The organism is Salegentibacter salinarum, from assembly GCF_900168115.1.
In the GTDB taxonomy this organism is placed as follows: Bacteria; Bacteroidota; Bacteroidia; order Flavobacteriales; family Flavobacteriaceae; genus Salegentibacter; species Salegentibacter salinarum.
Window position 1 is genome coordinate 254136 of the sequence record NZ_FUZC01000003.1, and the last position, 21688, is coordinate 275823.

A 21688-nucleotide genomic window follows, 5' to 3' on the forward strand; every position below is an offset into this window, starting at 1 on the left:
ATTTTCAATTTTTAATTAGTAGTTATAGTGACTATTGCTTTTGAAGGAATAGTAACCTCTGAATTTACTGTTTTTACCTCCAAATCTTTTTCAGAAGATGTTATAAAGGCTTTTAAATTTATTAATGATTCATCGGCTTGCTGCAAATTTACACTCAGCTCTTCGTTACTTTTATTAATAAGAACAATCACTGTTTCGTCATTATTGGGATTTTTATAAGCTGAATACAGGAAAGTGTCGGCTTTCGTATTATCTGAAGCTGTAATTTGGACGCGTTGAAAACCAGGTTTAATAAAATGGCTATAATTGCCTAAAGCCCACAATATTTTACTCTCGTAGAAATTCCCGTCATTTTTTTGGTGATCTATATAAACAAGCCCATCCTTATAATCGTAAGGGGAGACGGCTAACCACCAATGCCAGGCAGTCGCATTAGCAATAGCCAGGTCAGCATGGATAATTCCGGCCACATAAAGCGCAGGATCAATTCCCAAGTCGCGGCCGTTGCCTTTCATGATTTCGTTGTTTTCTAAAATACAATATTCTGACATCCAAAATTTTAAATTATCATAGTTGTCAATCTCATTTTTCACTTTATTCCTAACCTCTTTTACTTCTGAATAGGGATAAGTAGTAAAGTAACTGTGTCCCGAGATGGTATTACTTATCTTTGAGAAGTCTCCTACATAATTTTCAGAAGATTCATCAAAGAAGCTTTTGATTTGTTCCCCTCTTTGCGGCTTATTGTCTTTTTCATATAAATAGTTGAGTTGTGCAGTTTCTGGAATGTCGATTTTTACATCCAAATTTTCTTCTTCCAGTTTCTTGTTTAATTCCCTAATGAGGCTATGTATTTCATTGTTTCTAAAAGGAGTTCCTTCCTGGCCGCCATCAGACCAATCCCACTGGGGTTCATTAATTGGGCTAATATAATCGGGGTCCAGACCTTTTTCCTGAAATCCTTTTACCACATCCGATAAAAAGCCGGCGAATCTTGAATAATTTTCAGGAGCAAGATTAGTATTCTCATTCTCTGCATAAGCCTTGCCTGTCCTGGTCATTTGAACTGGAGCACTATTAGAAAATAACAGTAGATTTTCTACTCCTCTTGCCTGTGCGGCCTCAGCAAACCAGATTTGACCACTTTGTTTTTCCCAATTGTAAGAGCCGTTATCGTTTAGGAAACCTTCAGCTCTACGCCACTCATCACTAATGCCACTATTCTCTCCCTGTTCGGCACTACCGGCTCCTATATTAAATCTCCAAAGAGATAAGCCGATCCCCAGGGGGTTACCTTGTTCATCTTTTTCGCTACTAAATAACAGGTCAGCAATTTTTTCTTTTTTGCTTTGGGGCCACTTTCCTACGAATTGGGTGGACCAGGCATCAGAAGCACCAAAGTTATCTATAGTTTGAAAGGTCTCATCTCTATCGATATTTAAAGTGATTGAATTAGAAGGTGCTTCTCCATCATCGCCTTCTTGATTATTTGCATCAGAATTATTGTTGCAGGCGAAGAGAAGGCTGGTCAGAATGATTGAAAATACTATAAAAGTTTTTATTCTCATTACTTAAAATTTTAGTTTAAAAAAGGGAGAACACTGGTTCTCCCTCTTAAATTTTTAATAACCGGGATTTTGCTCCAACTGCCCATCGGAAGATTGGATTTCCTGTCTGGGTATTGGGAGCCAGTAATGTTGTTCTTCAAAACTTCTTCCTTCTAGAGCAATTTTTCTATCATAAGAAAGACTACCGTCCTCAGCTTTTCTAATGTTAATTCCGTAAGCAGGCACGTTTTCTGTTTCCATCGCAATTTTCCAGCGACGTACATCGTAGAATCTGTGCTCTTCAAAAGCTAATTCAACCCTTCTTTCCTGACGTATAGCCTCTCTCATCTCTTCCTGAGACAATCCTGCTGGGAGAGCTGGCATTTCTACTCCATTTCTACTCCTGATTTGGTTAACCGCATTGTAAACTGACTCGTCTGGACCTGAAACTTCATTTTGTGCTTCAGCGTAATTCAGTAATATTTCAGCATATCTGAAATATATCCAGTTTTGTGTTCCGGCTACTTCCCATGGATTCTGAATAGGTAAATCTTCGTTTATAAACTTCCTTAGGTAATATCCAGTTTTACTGGTATTCCAGTTATCAGGTCCGTCTTGGGAGTCAAGCCCACCCGGAGTAAAAGTTTCCACTTCGCGGCCACGATATTCCGCTCCGTTATATAATATGCTTTCATAAAACCGAGGATCTCTGTTTTCGTATGGTGAATTTGCTTCTTCTGGGTCATCCCAATTAAATTCTGAGCCATCTGCCATTTCATAATCATCCACCAGATTTTGTAACGGTACCTGGCCTCCCCAACCACCATAACCATTAGGGCCATTAGCAATCTCTAAAGCAGTATGTCTTTCATTGATGTTGTAATACCGGGCGAAAATAATTTCAGAATGACTCCCTTCTGTAAGAAACATATCAGCATACCCATCCTGATATAAGCTGTAAATTCCCAAATCCATTACATCCTGAGCTGCATCTGCTGCTCGTTGCCATTTCTGTGGGTCAGAATTGTCATTGTCGTATAAAGGACTGGCTGCATATAAGAGTAAACGAGATCTTAAAGCTAACGCAGCTCCTTTAGTTGCACGACCATCTTCCCATTCTCCGTCATTATGCAAAGGTAGACCTTCAGCAGCTTGATTTAATTCTTCAATAACATATTCAATGCTTTCTTGAATGGATGTTTTTTCGAAAAGTTCTGGGTTAGAAAAATCATCTCCCAATTCAGAAACCCGGTCTCCCATTAAAACTACTTCTCCATAGTTTCTAATTAAATCGTGATAACGAAATGCTCTAATGAATTTTAATTCTGCTATTAGTTTTGCTTTTCCAGATTCGCTCATTTCGACATCACTTATATTTTTCAAAGCATAATTTACTTCTCTAATACTCCGGTAACTTCTACCCCAGAATGTTCCAAGAATACCTGTATTTTCTGGTGATAGTTGTCCCTGCTGAATTAACCATGTATTGTCGTCATTGTTATATATGGCCTCATCAGTTACTGTACCCATCATTGCGTATTCATAACCTCTACCGAAACCTGGAACAGAGCCATCTCCCTCCTTATCGGTTAATCTTACCCCTAAATATCGGTTGATTACATACGCTTCAAATAACGTTGAATCTTGGACTATGGCCACTTCTGATAGTCGATCGGTTGGATTTACTTCTAAAAAATCCTTTTCACAACCGATAAAGGTTACAGCAAGGAATAATATTCCTAACCTTATAGATGATAGTTTTAATAATATATTATTTTTCATAATTCTTAAATTTGGATATTTAAACCTAAATTAATAATTCGTTGCTGTGGATAAAATTGCCCGCTTTCGCTGGCCCCTTCAGGATCGTAATCTTCTACTTCAGTAATAGTAAATACATTAAATCCACTAGCGTATATCCTCGCACTAGAAACTGAAAATCTTTCTAACAAGGTGGAGGGGATTGAATAACCAATCTGGATATTCTTAAGTCTTACAAATGATGCGTCATCCAACCAAAAATCATTTCTAAACAAACCACCACTTACTGCGGATGAAGCTCTTTCACTTACACGAGGATATGAGCCATTTGGGTTGTCTGGACTCCAGCGATTATCTGCCCAACTACTGTAATAATTTCCAACTGTGCCAGATTCCGGTAATACATATTGACTAACGTTTGTTTGTCCAGAAAATAAAGCTGAGAAATCAAAATTTTTCCATTCAGCATATAAATTTAAGCCGAATGTTATTTCTGGGATATTGCCATATTCTGTTCTATACCTATCATCAGCATTAATTTCTCCATCTCCATTTATATCCTCATAAATTAAATCTCCAGGCTGAGCCCCTGGTACGTGTGGATAATCTTCTAACTCTGCTTCTGATCTGAAAATTCCTAATGTTTTATAAAGTAAATAAGTATTCATAGGTCTCCCAGTTTGTTGTTGGTATTCTGGCAGGCCGGGAGCTTCATCCATAAAAATAACTTCATTCGTAGCATAGGTAAGATTACCTGACACTCCGAAGTTAAAATCTTCTCCAGAATAATCATAACCTAATACTGCTTCTATACCATGACTTTCAACTGAACCAATGTTTTCTGAAGGAACTAAAGACTGAGCATCATACGGGTTTACTATTCCGCTAGTAGCTGGTATTGATGCATTTCTGGTTGTTAAGATATTTGAACGATCTTGTCTAAAGTAAATGAATTCAGTAGTGAAATTATCTAACCATCTCGCGTCAAACGCAATATCAGTTTTAATAGCTTCTTCCCAGGTGATATTAGGATTTGCAAGTCTAGTAAGATCAATGCCAGTTGTAACCTGGTTTCCAATAACATAGCGGTTGTTAAAACTGTAATTGTTAAAGTATTGAAACTGGCCAACATTATCATTTCCTAGCTTACCGTGTGAAGCGCGAAATTTTAAATCATTAAAAAAGGAAATACTTTCTTTAAACCATTCTTCTTCTGTAATTCTGTAACCTACCGATACAGATGGAAAAACACCATATCTATTTCCTTCCGGGAAAATAGAGGAGCCGTCTATACGCATTTGTAATTCAGCTAAATATTTTTCATCATAATCATAAGCTATTCTACTTAAGTAGCTTAATCTCGTAAAATTATAACTGCTTCCATAATTATCATAATCTGCTGCTGCAGCTCCACCTTGAGATAACTCTGGAGTTTCTGTGGTAGGGAAATGAATTCTTGAGGCTCCCATTGTGTGAGATTTATTCTCACTTTGCTCATAACCAATAAACGCATCTACATTATGGGCCCCAAATTGCTGGTTATAGTTTAATTTAATATTACCAACAGTTTTTGATTCGTTAAAATGTTCTTCATACAATGCGGCTTCCTGATCTGGCCCCCCTCCTACAACTCGCGGTATATACTCATCATTTCTATACTCATATAATGTATAAGGTGTTATGAAATTCTTTGTACGGTTAGAACTTTCATCTATAGAAAAGAATCCGTCAATCGATAAACCCTCGAGAAATGGGATATCATAGCTTCCTCTTAAAATTCCATTAAAAACATATTTCGGATTCTCATTAATTCCACCTGCATCTGTAGCTCTTACCAAGGGGTTGCTTAATTCAATACCTGTAGAGGGATTACCATTCGGGAAAACGGCGGGACTGGTAGGGTAAGCCCTATAAAGAGATCTGAAAATTTCTCCTGCACCTGTAGTAGGGAATTGTCTGTCCTCTTTTCTTCCATTCAGGGATAAACCAACCTCCAATCTATCTGTAATATCCACATCCAGGTTAGACCTTACACTGTATTGGTCGTACCTATTTGCTCCGTCTTTATATATACCATCCTGTCCAATTTTTCCAAGTGAGAAAAAGTATCTGGCGTTATCACCACCCCCACGAACGTTTAAGTTCTGTTGGGTTTGGATTGTGGTGTTTTGAAGACCTTCTTCAGGCCAGTTTGTATTAGGGTAATTTATAGGATCGCTTCCATCCCTAAACAAATTTATTTCTTGATCTGAATAAATTTGATTAAATCCATCAGAAGGATTATTGTAATAAGCTATCTCATTTCTAATATTTGCGTAAGTTGGAGCATCTGCCAAATCAGGTAATCTGGTTGGAGATGCAATACCTACATCAATTTTATAAGAAATTTGAGGAGCTGCATTTCTACCTTTTTTTGTAGTAATTAATATTACTCCATTGGCAGCACGACTTCCATAAATTGCAGCGGAAGCATCTTTTAAGACGGTGAAACTTTCAATATCTTCGGGGGACAGTCGTGACAAGCCTCCAATCTGGCCCGGCACACCATCGACTACAACCAGTACATCATTGTTACCTGTTGTAGCAAGCCCTCTTATAGAAATACTCGAATCATCGTATCCCGGTTCACCACTCCTGTTATTGGCAATAACCCCTGGCACTCTACCTGAAATTGAATTAGATAAGTTGGGTTGAGGGCTACGTTGAAGTTCTTCAGATTCTACTTCAGAAATAGAACCTGTTAAGGTGGCTCTCTTTTTGCCACCGTAACCAACTACTACTATTTCATCTAATTGTCCTAGATCTTCTACTAAGGTCACATTAAGACTGTTAGTTTCATTAACCTCTACTTCCTGGGTTTTAAAACCAATGTAAGAAAATACAAGAGTAGCACCGGAACTCGAAACTCCTATCTCGTAATTTCCATCAAAATCAGTAACCACACCATTGTTGGTGTTTTTTTCCTGAACAGTTACTCCAGGTAGAGGTAATCCTGCTTCATCAGAGACAAGGCCTGTAACTTCCTTTTGCTGAGCAAAAAGTAGGGTAGTAAACAGTAAGAAAAATACAGAAAGATATTTCTGGCATTTTTCCGATTTAAGAAAAATTTTTGACATACTTTTTATCATTTAAATAGTTAGATTATTAAAAAAATTTCAAATAGATTTTAGAAAACGATTTCGTAAAATAGGTTTCTCGATTGTCGATAGACAAGTTTCGTAATTCGTAGTGGAAAGTTAAGGGGGTATAATGTCAAAAAACAGGGGGTAAATTGTGCAGGCCAGATTATTCCTGTTTTTAACAGCCATATTTTTTATTTTTATAAAATTTTAAAGCTAGAAATGAAAATTCGTTACTTAATTTTTTTTATTCTGATTCTAAAAACCAGTTTCCTGGTGAGCCAAAATTCTATTAAAGATGGCTCGCTGGGGGATAGTTTGCATTTTCATCTTCTGGATGTCTCTTCAGGTTTGTCACATAATTTTATAAATGATATAAAACAGGATTCACTTGGTTTTATGTGGATTGCAACCATAGATGGTCTAAATCGATATGATGGCAATCAATTTGTCCAGTTTAAAAAACAGCGTGGGTCATCAGAGAGGGGATTGGTTAATAATTATATCCAGCAATTGGAGCTAAAGAATGGTAAAGAGTTAGTAGTAGCTACCGATGCTGGTCTTGTTATTTATAATTCTAGAATAGATAAATTCCAGTTAATAAATACTGAAGACGGTTTGTTAAATAATAGTGTGAGTGCTATTGAGACGGGCCCAGGTGATAATTCTGTTATTGGAACTTACCGAGGGGGAATTCAATTTGCTAATAATAAGTGGGATCTTAAATATTCGAGGGAAAACTTCGTCCAAAATATAAACCTTACTTCAAATGAAATTTCATCTATACAACTGCAGCAAGATAGTATTTTATGGGTAGGTACATACAATGATGGACTTAATAAGATAAATCTTAAGAACGGGAGAGTAAGCCATCTTTTTGAAAAAAATAAATCAACTACTTCACGGGTAATTAATAGTTTATATGAAGATATTGATGGGAATTTGTGGGTGGGCACAAGAAATGGTTTGCATGTTATTACAAGGTTAAATGATACTATTAGCATCAACGCAAAGTCTGGATCACAAGGCTTAAGTGATATGGATGTGCTGTGCTTTGAAGAAGACCTGAATAATAATATTTGGATAGGGACTAGAAACGGTGGGCTTAATATTCTTGAGAAATCTTCCTTGTTTAATGATAGTTCTAATATTAATATTCGGAGATATTTACCAAGAAATGATGGAAGTAGTGTATATAATAGAACAGTTTCAGTTATCACCAGGGACAAGGATAACAATATGTGGATTGGGACCCCTACTGGTATAAATTATGTCAATCCACTTGGAGATCCAGTAAGACTTATCACGCATAGTGCAGATAAGAAATCAATAAGTCATAATAGAATTGGTGCCTTGGCACAAAGCGGAGAGGGTAAGGTCTGGATTGGTACCGACGGAGGTGGTCTTGATCTCTATGACCCACAAACCGGAATTATTTTTAATTATCATCATAATGAAGAAGATCAGAGTAGCTTGAGCAATAATTATATATTGTCAATTCTCGAGGATAGTAAAGACCGTATTTGGGTAGGAACTTATCAGGGAGGCCTTAATAGATTGGATATAAAAAATGGAAAAGCCAGACATTATCTTCAGGGCTCGGTTTCTAACGGAAGTGATGTGCGGGTGATATTTGAATCCAGGAATGGAACAATTTGGGTTGGTACAAATCGAGGAGGTTTATACAAATACATTGAAGGTAAAGATAGGTTTAAATACATTGAATCCTTAGGAAAGATTGATATACGTTCAATAGTAGAAGATCAGGAAGAAGGTGTTTTGTGGTTTGCTACTTTTGGATCGGGATTAATTAAGTATAATCCTGAAGCCGATGATTTTCAGAGTTTTAATGAAGATAATACTAAGGGGTTTAATAGCGATATCATATTTTCAGTATTGCTGATGGAAAACGGAGAAGTGTTGGCAGGTACAAGATTTGGCGGGATACTCCGATTTAATCCAAAAACTAAGGAAGTGCTAACTTTTTCCGTAGAGGATGGTTTAAGTAATAATACCGTAAATAGTCTTATATGGGAAGATGAGACTTATATATGGATGGGAACCTATAACGGAATAAATCGTTATAATGTGGAAACAAATGAAATATTGGATGTTTCTTCTTTGGATAATCTCCAGTCGGGGGAATTCAATATTGGTGCAGCCCTTAAGAATTCTTCAGGAAACCTTTATTTCGGTGGTAATAATGGTTTGAACATTTTGGATCCGAATCATTTTAAGAGAGTAAAACAGGATTATCCTTTGTTATTTCAAGGTCTTAAAGTCCTCAATAAAACTGTTGAAGTAAGGGTAGAAGAAAAAAATTCCATTCTCAGGCAAGCGATTTTTTACCAGGATAAAATCAAATTAAACCATAACCAGAATTCTTTTTCCGTGGAATTTGCATCACTCAAATATCCGGAAGCTCATAATTTGACATATTCTTACAAACTTGAAAACCATAATAAATATTGGATTGAAGATCAAAAGGAAGGTATAGCCAACTTCACTAGTGTTCCTCCCGGAGAATATATACTGAAGGTACGCGTTAATTCCGGTGTCAATACTAAAAATTATAAAGAATTAAAATTCAATATTGTCCCTCCCATCTGGAAAACATGGCCTGCTTATTTATTATATTTTATTATGGCTACTATCTTGATCTGGATAAGTTTTAAGTATTATTCGGAGCGTGTTCACCTAAAAAATTCCCTCCTATTTGAGAAAAAGCAGCGTCATTTAGAAAAGGATTTAAACGAAGAACGGTTTAGGTTTTTTACGGCTTTTTCTCATGAACTTAAAACTCCTCTAACTTTAATTCTGGCTCCAGTTGAGAATCTTCTGGAAATTCAAAACAAAAAGATAAAAACAGATTTATTGTTTATTCAGAGAAATGCCCGCAAGTTGCATCATTCAATTAATAAATTATTAGAGTTTAGAAAGGCCGAAGAAGGTTTGAGCCAATTGAATAGAAGGGAACATGATATTTCTGAGAATCTAAAAACATGGATAGAAAATTACCTTCCTCTAGCGAAAGAAAAAAATATAACATTAGAGTATTCCCTTCCCGTAGACAAAAAAATATTCAATGTGGATATTGAAAAGATTGAAGTTGTAATTAATAATTTACTTTCTAACGCAATAAAGTATTGTAAAATTAATGGTGAAGTCAAAATCTCACTGATTTGTAATAGTGACAATTTTAAAATAACTGTAAGTGATACAGGAACAGGTATTAGTAAAGAAGAATTGTCTCATATTTTTAACTGGTATTATCGCTCCAATTCTAACGTTAAGGAAAAAGGGAATGGGATAGGATTGGCATTGTCGAAGCGTTTCGCAGAATTGCACGGTGGAAGTATTCATGCAGAAAGTACGCCCGAAGAGAAGACGATCTTTACTCTTGCAGTTCCTGCAGTCGAAATTAAGGAGGTTGAGGAGCATTTGAATAGGGATGATGAAAAGGTCGTTACCGGGCAGGTGTTTTCAGATAATATTAAGTCGCGTAAACAAACAGCCAATCTTAAACCCAATAAGGATAGACGGCTCATTCTTATTATAGATGATAACGAGGAAATTTTAAATTTTCTTAGTAATATTTTTAAGGAGGAATATGATATAATACACTCAAGAAATGGGAGAGAAGGAATTGTTAAAGCTTCCAATTATGTTCCTGATCTTATAATTTCAGATGTTATGATGCCAGAAAAAAACGGGGTAGATTTATGTTTTGAATTAAAGCAGCAGCATTCCACAAGCCATATTCCTATAATTCTTCTCACTGCTAAAGGAAATTTTGAAAGTATAAATTTAGGTTATGAGCAGGGGGCTGATGATTATATTGTCAAACCTTTCAATCCTAAATTGTTAAAAACCCGTGTTAAGAATTTATTGTTTAGTAGAGAGCAACTTCAACATCATTTTAAAGGTGTGAGGGAGAATAAATCAAAAACGGAAGAAAAAGTTTCAGTATTGCTAACGAAGGAAAAGGAATTTCTTTCTGAACTCGATCTCATAATTGCAAAGAATATGGGTAAAGGTACAGATAATGTTGATTTAATCTCACAAAAAGTTGGAATGAGCAGAACCTCCTTATATAGAAAACTGAAAGCAATTACCGGCTTGAGTATAAATGAATATATTAGAAATTTGAAAATTGAAAGAGCCGCAGAACTTATTAAAAATGAAAATTTTTCAGTTTCCCAGGCATCTTATGAGGTTGGCTTTACTAACTTAAAGTATTTTAGAAAGATATTTAAAGAAAAATTTGGTAAAACTCCAAGAGAGTTTAAATCATAAGCAATAAAAGTATAATTACAAGACAATAAAATATACAAACTTTTGAAATCTTAGTAATAACAGCATGGTGGCTGCTTAGTAAGTATACTAAAAGTATAATATAAGACAAATGCAGTAAAATTAATAATAAGAAACCTTTCCCAAAGTTGTGGGAAAGGTTTACTGGCTAATTAATACTGGTTAATATCCAGGGTTCTGCTCAAGTTCAGCATCTTTATTCAACTGAATTTCTCTAAGGGGTATGGGCATTAAAAGATGCGTTTCGGATAAACCTCGAATTTGCATATTTTCCGGTGCGTCATTATTTAATCTATTGGCTCGTTCCACAAGTGTTCCGGTTCTCATTAAGGTCATTCGGCGATTTTCCTCGGCTATCAGCTCTCTTACCCGTTCGTCCAGGATAAAATCAAGATCTATATCACCAGCATCTACCATAGGCGCATTTGCTCTTTCTCTCAGTTCATTTATTGAAGAGGCTGCACCTGCAAAATCATCCTGCTTAAACTGAGCTTCAGCTTTTAAAAGATAAGTCTCTCCTAATCTCATTAAGATGAAATCTTTCCACATTCCCCACCCAAAAGTGTCTCTTTCATCAAAATGCTTCCATTTCATAGTGTAAGGATTTGTAATAAAGAGGGTATCGGGACCTTCATAAGGTACTCTTTCCCCGTAATCTTCATAGTCTGGATTATTATAGTATAATTCCCTGTTAATATTGTATTCCGAGTTGCGCATATCACCTTGGTCATAAAGGTCGTAGAGCACAAAATTATTAAGTCTTATTCTGGATAGACCGCGGCCGCCAAGAGAATCAGCGGGCAACATACCTGCTCTACTATGGTACTGAGCACCCCATACTCTACGATGCTGAGGAGCACCCACACTTCCTCCTCGAACATCGGCCGGGTTTTCCATTTCGAGTACCCAGATCGCTTCTGTGTTTCCTTGAGACCTTCTTTGGTTACCCTTCCAGAACATATCTGAAAATGGGTCTCCATCTTCATCTGCTTTAACGCCATAACGTTCTGTGACTAAGCTATAGGCGCTGCTTTCAATAATTGCATCAGCTTCTTCTTCGGCTTTTGCAGGTTCATCAGTTCTTAGATAGAATTCTGCGAAAAGTTGGTGGGCAGCATATTTATTTATCCGAGCTTCCGCTGGCATACCTCCGACTTCGGGAAGGTGTTCAGTGGCAAAGTTCAAATCTTCCTCAATTAAAGCATTAATATCTTCTATAGGAGCTCTCACAAAATCGGTTCTGGGCTCTGTAAGTGCTTCAGTTACTAAGGGTACACCTCCATAGAGCGTTGCTAGCATATTATAGGCGTATGCTCTGAAAAATCGTGCTTCGGCATTTACTCTATTTCGGTCTTCTTCATTCATATCCGGTGCTTGCAATTCAGGATTCTCTACATTATTTATAATACTATTTGCATTTTCAATAAGATTGTAATTCCATTCCCAGGTATAGGTTGTTGCCTGGTCATCTGCGGTGAGAGAACTATACTCGTAGTAAGGAACTTCAATTCCTTGCGGAAGAGTGGGCCATACGATGTCAGTTCCCACCTGCCAAACTGCAAGCCATCCCTGAGCCCAACTAAGACCTTGATAGGCTCCCATTTGTTGATAAAGACCGACTAATGCTGCTTCGAATCCAAGGGCATCAGTTAAATTTTCTGGTGTATACGCTGAACGCACTTCTTCTTCAAGAAAAGAGTCTTCGCAAGAAGCAACTATAACTGCAAAACTAAAAACAAGTGCTGTTATTTTAAAATATCGTTTCATATCTATTCTGTTATTTATTTTTAAAGAGAAACATTTAATCCTACGGAAAAGGTTCTAACCACAGGGTAATTATTTGTCCAGTTTCCGCTTCCGCGAGGATCTTGATTACTTTCAGGATCCCATCCAATCCAATCTGTAAATGTATAAAGGTTTCTTCCGGCAACGTAAATCATAAAATTACTTACTCCATAATTTTCAATAATATCTGCAGGTAATCTATAGCTTAATCTCGCATCTTTAATTCTTACAAAGCTGGCATCTCGAGGAAAACCATAGCCGCGTGGATTACGATACCCCATAGAGGCAAATTCATTGGAAGGGTTTTCGGGTGTCCAGTAACCTACATCAATAGGAGTATTTCTTCTTCCGCCTTCATCAGCAAAGTGGATATCACTATTATTTTTTAGAACTCCCTGAATAGTTTGTACAAAAATGCTGAAATCAAAGTTCTTATAACTTAGCCGGTTTGTTAAACCACCTGTCCATGATGGGAGACCGGTTCCAAGATATTTCCTATCATTTTCAGGGTCTATAACACCGTCTCCATTTAGGTCTGCAAATTTTAAATCCCCGGGCCGGGCACTCGGGTCCCAGTTTGAAGGATCTTCGCCTTCCTGCCAAACTCCTACCATCTCGTAGTCATAAACAGCCCAGAGAGGTTTACCAATAAACCAACGGTTTCCAAGGTCATCTTCACCATCACCGTAGATATCTAAAAGTTCATTTTTGAAGGTTGAAAAGTTGAGGTCCATTTCCCATCTAAAATTATCATTCCGAATTGGAACAGTGTTCAGAGTTACTTCCAAACCAGTGTTTTGCATTTCTCCCAGGTTATCCCATACAGAATTAGACCCGGTAATACTAGGTAAACTTCTTTGAATCAAAATATCTCGTGTTCTACTTCTATAAGCTTCAATGGTACCTCCCAACCTATTTTCGAAAAAGCCAAAATCAATACCAAAGTTTGCAGAGGTGGTAGTTTCCCAGTTTAGATTAGTGTTACCCATACCGCCGAGATAAGTCCCGACCTGCGCTGAACCACCAAATGGGTACAAGGTGGTGCTGGCAGTTGTTTGGGTTTGACCTACTCCCACTGCCTGGTTTCCAGTTTCCCCGTAGGAAAAACGTAATTTAAGTTGATTTATATTATCAGAGTCCTGAAGAAAGTCTTCCCTATGAACGTTCCAACCTAAAGCCATGGATGGGAATATTCCATATTTATCGGTATCGGCACCAAAGGCTGAGAAACCATCACGACGCGCTGTAAGGGTTAACAAATATTTACTGTCGTAATTATAGTTTATTCGTCCCATTTGAGAAAGTAGAGTAGATTTCCAGCTGTTGGATGATCCACCAATATTTTCCCCTGCGCCAATATTATAATAGGAAAGCGCATCATTTATAAAACCGGAGGAATTGGAACTGGAAGTGAAATATTCATTTTCCTGAGCACTATACAAAGCTGTGAAATCTAAATTATGTTTCCCGAAACTTTTTGTGTAAGAAAGAATATTTTCAATAACCCAGTTGTTTTCTTCAGAATTAGTTAGGTTGGCCGTTCCTCCTTGTGTGTTATTTGCAGCCCTACCTGAATAGAATCGATAAGTATATGGGTTGTGTGCATACGAAGCATTGAATCTATATGAAAGACCTTCTATAAAGCCTGGAGTCAATTCTGCAAATGCATTTCCGGAGAAATTATTATCCCTTTCCATTCTATCCGTATTTAACGGTAGTAATGGGTTAGCGAATAATTGTTCCGGTTCCATTGGGAAAATAATCATATTTCCTTCGTCATCATAAGGCACAGAGTAAGGGCTCATAGCAGCAGCTTCTAATAGATTAGCTCTTCCACCATTAAAATTGTTGTTTGCAAAGAATGCGTTTACACCAACTTTTAGATAATCGGTTACATCAAGATCCAGATTAGTTCTAAAAGTTACTTTTTGATAATCATACCCTTGAATTACCCCTTTTTGATCCAGGAACCCTCCAGATAAATAATAACTGGCATTTTCGCTTCCTCCGTTTATACTTAAATTGTGTTCCTGAATTACCCCTGTTCTGGTAACTTCGTCAATCCAGTCGGTAGTACGACCGGCTTCATAATTTTCAACTTCTCTGAAGTTAGGAAGGATTCTGTTTTGCTCCAACCCCATTGCATTCATATAGTCCGCATATTTCTGAACGTATGCATCCGGGCCTCTTGGTTCGAAAATATTAGCAATTTCTTCAACACCTCCATATACGGTATAATTTATAGTTGGTTTTCCAAGTTTTCCTTCTTTAGTGGTAATAAGAATAACACCATTTGAACCACGTGTACCATATATAGCTACAGCTGAAGCATCTTTTAACACCTCAATAGATTTAATGTCCCGTGTGTTAATATCATTCAATGTTCCAAAAAATGGAGAACCATCAAGAACGATAAAAGGGCTATTATTAGCATTTATGGAGTTCACACCTCTTACCTGTATAGAGCCAGTACTTCCAGGTACAGATGAGCCTTCTGTAATATTCAAGCCTGCAGTAGTACCCTGGATAGCCTGGGTGACATTTGTTACTGGAAGATTTTCCAATCTTTCCTGGGGTACTGAAGAAACAGAACCGGTAACATCCGATCTTTTCTGAGTACCATAACCTACTACCACTACTTCATCTAATTGTCCAAGATCTTCTTCAAGAACAACGTTATTAATAGCTTCCTGGTCATTTACTGGTATTTCTTTGGTCTCAAAACCAATATAGGAAAATACCAGGATCGCATCTGGTCCCGAAACCTCAATTTCGTAATTTCCATCAAAATCAGTCACAACACCATTATTGGTGTTTTTTTCCATCACTGTTACACCCGGTACAGGCAAATTGTCTGCTGCACTTGTAACAGTACCTGTAATAATTTCTTGAACTTTTTTATTGTTTTCTGCATTTTTAAAAGGTAATGCCTGAAAAGAAAAAAGTAAAGCAACGCATAAGATTGCATTGTGTAAATTTTTCACATTCATAATAGTTTTTTGGTTTAGATAATTAACTCAAACGATTTCGAATAACTTAATGTAAACATAAAGATCTTTTTTAAATGTGCAAAGTACGTTTATTAAAGTGTCAAAAATTTAACAAAAAAAAGGTTAAAATATGGTTTATATTTCCATAGTAAATTATCTTAATCCTATTGATTCCATAGGCTTGTAATCGATTGAAATCAAAAAGTTAAATTACTGTTAAATTAAAAATATAGAGGTGAAAAACTCAAACAGAGTAAAATTTGGTGGAAATCAATTAGAGTGAGTAATTACTAGTATTTTCCAATTTAAAATTTATTTTTATTGAATTTATTGCTTTGGGTAATTACCCTCCTGGGATTATAAATAAAGAGAAATAAGACTAAACTTATTATTAAGTCAAAGGTTTTTTATATGTAATAAATTGATTATTAGTTTTTTAATTTCAGATAATTAAGATGTTGGTTTTTTTGTTAATATAGTTTTTGATGTTTGCGACGTTTTATAACGCAAATTTTTACTTTTATTTTATTCCTGAAAATGAGTGGTTCTATGGATAAATCTCATTTTACATAAAGGAAGTTATTAAACGTAGGATAAACATTTATTTTTTATATTAGCCGCAATACTATAAGATTATTAATGAATTTAAGAACCGTATTGTACTTTGGTTAACAAATAATTAAATTTCGAAGTAAACCTAAATATCTCTATGTAAATATGTTACAAAAAAATATTTTACCTCTTTTTTTAGATTAAAAAATCGTCATAGGATTTAACTTATATAGACTGAAGTACGAGACCAGTTTGATTAAAACCTATGTCCATATAAATATAGGTTTACTGAGTTATCTCTTTGAAAATTTTTCCTTCAAAAAGGAAGGAAATATAAAATATAAGAAAATGGAAAGAAAAGTAATATTTCTAGTGTTTTTGGTTAACAGTCTTAGTATTACCGCCCAGGAGACTACCTATCCCTATGATGCTTTTTATCCCGGGACGATTTGGGAAGATTCTGGAGAAAACCATATTAATGCCCACGGGGGTGGAATTATGTTTAAAGGGGACACCTATTATTGGTATGGAGAGCATAAAGGAAAAAGTAGTAAAGCGAGAGTTGGAATAAATGTTTATAGCTCTAAAGACCTTTATAACTGGAAAAAAGAAGGAGTGGCTCTTGCTGTAGAAGACGATCCTGATTCCGAGATTACAGGCGGAAGTGTTATGGAAAGACCTAAGGTAGTTTATAATGAAAAAACAGGAAAATATGTAATGTGGTTTCATTTAGAGTTAAAAGGGCAGGGCTATGCCGCTGCAAGAACGGGTTTGGCTGTTAGTGATAATCCAACCGGTCCTTTCGAGTATTTAAAATCTTTTAGACCCAATGCAGGGGTATGGCCTAAAAATTTTAAGGAAGAATGGAAAGAAACGCCTGAGGACGGTGATGCTGAAGAATGGTGGACGGATGAATGGTACAAAGCTTTAAATGATGGAATGTTTGTAAGGCGGGATTTTGAAGATGGTCAAATGGCCCGCGATATGACTGTTTTTGTTGATGACGATGGAACGGCTTATCACATCCATTCTTCAGAGGAAAATCAAACTCTACATATTTCAGAATTAACTGATGATTATTTAGGCTTTACCGATAATTGGGTGAGAGTAAAACCTGGCGGGCAAAACGAAGCACCAACTATATTTAAGCACAAAGAGCATTATTATATGATTACCTCCGGTCTTACAGGCTGGGAACCTAATAAAGCCCGTTCTTTTAAAGCAGAATCGGTTATGGGACCCTGGAAAGGCCTTGGAAATCCCGCAAAAGGAGAAGAGGCTAATGTGACTTTTAGGTCGCAAAGTACTTTTGTTTTACCGGTACAGGGAAAAGAAAACGCCTATATCTTTATGGCGGATAGATGGAAACCCGATAATCATATTGATGGTCGTTATATCTGGCTTCCTATAGAATTTAAAAATGATAAACCTATTATAGAATGGCATGACCAGTGGGATTTGTCTTTTTTTAATGAAGAATAATGACCAAACTATTAACCAATTTTAAATTTTAAAATGAAAAAAAAATATTCTGTATTCCAGTACTTCCTGCTATCGGTATTAAGTCTTTTGTTATATGCCTGTGAAAACACTGAAAAAAGTGAGTATAATAAAAATGAAAATGTAGCCTACCTATTTACATATTTTACCGGTAATGGTGAAGGCGAAGAGGCCGTTCGTTATGCGCTTAGTGAAGACGGCTATAACTACTATGCCCTTAACAATAATGAGCCTATAATTAGTTCTGAAGAAATCAGCAATACCGGTGGTGTTCGTGACCCACATATATTAAGAGGTGCCAATAGAAGCTTTAGAATGGTGGTGACCGATTTGTTGACTCAGAACGGTTGGAGTAATACTGAAATGGTATTGTTAAAATCTGATAATTTAATCGATTGGACTTCTACGGTCATTAATATCCCGGATACTTTTGAGGAATTTTCAGATGTTAGCAGGGTGTGGGCACCGCAAACTTTTTACGATGAGGAAAAAGAAAAATATATGGTTTATTTTTCCATGTTACAGCCTGATAGTTATGACAAGATTTACTATGCCTACGCCAATGAAGATTTTACTGAACTCGAGACGACTCCTAAACAATTATTTTACAATCCTAAAGAAATGGCCAGTATAGATGGTGACATCATTAAAAAGGACGGTAAATTCCATCTTTTCTATAAAACTGAGGGAGATGAAGATAAAGGGATAAAAGTAGCGATTTCAGATAGTTTGACCGGCGGCTACGAGCCTATGGAAGGTAATGTAGACCAAACCGACCAGGCGGTAGAAGGTAGCGGGGTTTTTAAACTCATAGATTCAGATAAATATATTTTAATGTATGATGTTTATATGGATGGTCGATATGAATTTGCTGAAAGTAACGATCTGAAAAATTTTGAGTTGGTAAGCGAAGATATTTCTATGAATTTTCACCCGCGTCACGGTACAGTATTGCCAATTACAGAAGAAGAAGTAAATCAACTCCTGGAGGCATTTCCTTCAGATGATTTTCCGGTAATTACCGGGAGTAATTCTTCAGCAGTAAAGCAGAAAAATATAATAATAGACGAGGCTGAAAAGTCTATCTACTTACCTGTTAAAAATGGAACCGATCTTAGCAGTTTTAATCCTGAATTAGGAACTTTTCCCAGTATTGAAATCACGAATCCTGAAGCTAAAAACTTCGAAAACGGTGTACAGGAATACACTGTGAAATTAGCCAATGGTGAAGAGAAAATTTATAAAGTTCAGGTAGAAATAGCTAATAATCCTGTTGTTGAAGGTTATTACGCCGATCCTGAAATTATATATTCAGAAAGGGAAGAAAAGTATTACCTGTATCCAACCAGCGATGGCTTTCACGGATGGTCAGGCACTTATTTTGAAACTTTTTCTTCAGAAGATTTAATCAATTGGAAAAATGAGGGTACAATTTTAGACCTTAAAAAAGATGTGGACTGGGCAGATAGAAATGCCTGGGCTCCTTGCGCTATTGAAAAGGAAATAGATGGAGAATACAAGTATTTCTATTACTTCACAGCCGCCCAAAAAATTGGGGTAGCGGTTGCAGATCAACCTGAAGGGCCTTTTGAAGATATCGGGGAGCCTTTAATTTCAGAAAAACCGGAAGGGGTAAAAGGTGGTCAGGTCATCGACCCTGATGTTTTTACCGATCCCGAAAGCGGAAAAAGCTATTTGTATTGGGGTAACGGATTTATGGCGGTTGCCGAATTAAATGAAGATATGACTTCTCTAAAGGAAGGAACTGAAAAAGTTATTACTCCCGATAATACGTTTAGGGAAGGTGCTGAGGTGTTTTTTAGAGATGGTAAATACTACTTTCTATGGTCAGAAAACGATACTAGAAGTCCGGATTACCGGGTAAGATATGCTACTTCTACCTCGCCAACTGGTCCACTTGAAATTCCTGAAGAAAATATGGTAATTGAAAAAGATGAAGAAAACGAAATTTATGGTACAGGCCATAATTCGGTTATCCAGGTGCCGGGAAAAGATGAATGGTATATCGTTTATCATCGCTTCACCCGCCCCAAAGGTATCGATATGGGACGGGAAGCCGGATTTCATCGCGAAGTTGCCATTGATAAATTGGAGTTTGATGAGGACGGTACTATTAAGAAGGTGAAGCCGACGGTTAAAGGGATAGAATCCTTAAAAACTTCGGAGTAATGAGGAAGTTTATAGCATCGGTTTTTGGGTTAGTGATTTTGTATTCCTGTTCCGATCAGGAAATGAAGAATGCGAACTTCAGTAATCCGGCAAATGATATTAAACTGGAGGTGAGCGTTAATGAAAATGGGGAATTAGTTTACATGGTTTCTTATAAGGATAAGGGCATTTTACAGGAATCGAAATTAGGCCTGTCCAGGGAAGATTCAGATTTCACAAAAAACCTTAAAATTATCGAGGTTTCAGATAAAGAAGAAGTTTCAGAGGATTATAAGCTTTTCCACGGAAAACAGTCAGAAATTAGTTATACAGCAAATCAATATACTTTAAAAGTAGAAAATGGGGATCAGAAACAAATGGGGATCGATTTTCATTTAGGTGAGAATTCTCTTGGATTTCGCTATCGTTTTCCAGAGGGGGAATCGGGTGTCAAAATAATTAATGAGGAAAAAACCACTTTTAATTTTACTTCAGAAGCCCGGGGCTGGTTGCAACCTATGTCTAAAGCAAAAACCGGTTGGGCGGAAACCAATCCTTCTTATGAAGAGAATTATAAAATGAATATTCCTCTTAATACTAAGCCCGAAATTGGTGAGGGTTGGGTATATCCGGCACTAATAAAGGAAGGAGAAACCTGGATTTTAATTTCTGAAACCGCGCCAAACCGAAATTTTAGTGCCAGTAGGTTAAAGTCTGAAGAGAATGCTTTAAAAGTTAGTTTTCCTCAAAAAGAAGAAGTTTTTCCGGGAGGTGAATTATTACCTAACGCGGAACTGCCCTTGGAAAGTCCGTGGCGTACTTTAGCCTTTGGCAACCTTGAAGATGTTGTTAGTAATACCATTGTTACTGATTTGGCGGAACCTACAAAACAAGAAGAAACCGATTATATTAAGCCAGGGCTATCTTCGTGGAGTTGGGCCTTGTTAAAAGATGAGTCGGTAAATTACTACACCACCAAAAAATTTATTGACTACGCTGCCGATATGAATTGGGCTTATTGCCTTATCGATGTTAATTGGGACGAAAATATTGGATGGGAGCGTATGCAAGAGTTGGTAGATTATGCCGACGAAAAATCGGTAAAATTACTGCTATGGTATAATTCTTCAGGTGATTGGAATAGTACACCTTATACTCCAAAAGGTAAATTACTCACAAAAGAAAGTCGGGAAAATCAATTCAAAAAATTAAAGGAGATTGGTGTTGCCGGTGTTAAGATCGACTTTTTTGGAGGAGATGGGCAATCGGTAGTTGATTATTATCACGACATACTTGAAGATGCCGCAAAATATAAGTTATTAGTTAATTTTCACGGCGCTACCTTGCCAAGGGGATGGCATAGAACTTATCCAAACCTTATGACTGTTGAAGCAGTTAAAGGGCACGAATTCATCACTTTTGAACAGGAAAATGCAAATCGGGCTCCGGCCCACGCGGCAATATTGCCCTTTTCCCGAAATGTATACGACCCGATGGATTTCACTCCTATGGTTTTAGATACTATTCCGGATATCAACCGACTTAGTACCCCGGCATTTGAATTAGCATTACCCGTCCTTTTTACTTCAGGAATACAACATATTGCAGAAACTCCGGCCGGGATGGCAAAACAACCTGAGTTTGTTAGAGAATATTTGCGAGATATCCCGGTACAATGGGATGAAAGTAAACTAATTGAGGGTTATCCCGGGCAGGAAGTGATCATGGCTAGAAGAAAGGGTGAAACCTGGCATATAGTAGGAATAAACGGTGAAAATGAAAGCAAGGAATTTGAGATTTCATTTGATTTTATTGAGAATCTTGCATCAGCCTATTTAATTACTGATGCAAAAGAAGGTTTTACAAAACAAGAGATCGAAATAAATGAACCTATTGAAATTTTTGTTCAGCCATATGGCGGATTTGTAATTAAAATTCAAAATAATTAAAT

9 protein-coding genes are annotated in these 21688 nt (G+C 36.7%); 4 read left to right on the plus strand and 5 right to left on the minus strand.

Going from position 1 to position 21688, the window contains the following annotated elements:
- Positions 1-11: 11 nt before the first annotated feature.
- From B5X53_RS05730 to B5X53_RS05740, 3 genes are read right to left on the minus strand one after another with little or no spacing between them, the layout of a single operon-like run.
- Positions 12-1568 (minus strand): glycoside hydrolase, encoded by a 1557-nt coding sequence (locus B5X53_RS05730; protein WP_079712284.1) that lies wholly within the window; start codon positions 1566-1568, stop codon positions 12-14.
- 54 nt (positions 1569-1622) lie between these two features.
- Complete coding sequence (locus tag B5X53_RS05735; protein ID WP_079712285.1) at positions 1623-3329, minus strand: RagB/SusD family nutrient uptake outer membrane protein; 1707 nt, start codon at positions 3327-3329, stop codon at positions 1623-1625.
- Positions 3330-3334: 5 nt separating this feature from the next.
- The gene (locus B5X53_RS05740; protein WP_232764133.1) at positions 3335-6424 is read right to left on the minus strand and encodes a SusC/RagA family TonB-linked outer membrane protein; all 3090 of its coding nucleotides are present in this window, start codon (positions 6422-6424) and stop codon (positions 3335-3337) included.
- Between the two features lie 225 nt (positions 6425-6649).
- On the opposite strand from B5X53_RS05740, the gene B5X53_RS05745 reads away from it, so the two are divergent.
- Positions 6650-10723 carry a two-component regulator propeller domain-containing protein gene (locus B5X53_RS05745; protein WP_079712287.1) on the plus strand — a complete coding sequence of 1358 codons (4074 nt, stop codon included), beginning with the start codon at positions 6650-6652 and terminating at the stop codon, positions 10721-10723.
- A gap of 180 nt (positions 10724-10903) precedes the next feature.
- On the opposite strand, the gene B5X53_RS05750 is transcribed toward B5X53_RS05745, so the two are convergent.
- Positions 10904-12508 carry a RagB/SusD family nutrient uptake outer membrane protein gene (locus B5X53_RS05750; protein ID WP_079712288.1) on the minus strand — a complete coding sequence of 535 codons (1605 nt, stop codon included), beginning with the start codon at positions 12506-12508 and terminating at the stop codon, positions 10904-10906.
- A gap of 20 nt (positions 12509-12528) precedes the next feature.
- Positions 12529-15516 carry a SusC/RagA family TonB-linked outer membrane protein gene (locus B5X53_RS05755; RefSeq protein WP_079712289.1) on the minus strand — a complete coding sequence of 996 codons (2988 nt, stop codon included), beginning with the start codon at positions 15514-15516 and terminating at the stop codon, positions 12529-12531.
- 900 nt (positions 15517-16416) lie between these two features.
- Between B5X53_RS05755 and B5X53_RS05760 the strand changes: the two genes are divergently transcribed.
- The 3 genes from B5X53_RS05760 to B5X53_RS05770 are packed head-to-tail and all read left to right on the plus strand — an operon-like array spanning position 16417 to position 21686.
- A complete protein-coding gene (locus B5X53_RS05760) occupies positions 16417-17550 on the plus strand; it encodes a glycoside hydrolase family 43 protein (RefSeq protein ID WP_079712323.1) in 1134 nt (377 codons plus the stop codon).
- A gap of 33 nt (positions 17551-17583) precedes the next feature.
- On the plus strand, positions 17584-19758 hold the full coding sequence (locus B5X53_RS05765; RefSeq protein WP_079712290.1) for a glycoside hydrolase family 43 protein: 2175 nt from the start codon (positions 17584-17586) through the stop codon (positions 19756-19758).
- A complete protein-coding gene (locus tag B5X53_RS05770) occupies positions 19758-21686 on the plus strand; it encodes a glycoside hydrolase family 97 protein (RefSeq protein WP_079712291.1) in 1929 nt (642 codons plus the stop codon). Before B5X53_RS05765 ends, B5X53_RS05770 begins: the two co-directional genes overlap by 1 nt.
- Positions 21687-21688 lie beyond the last annotated feature (2 nt).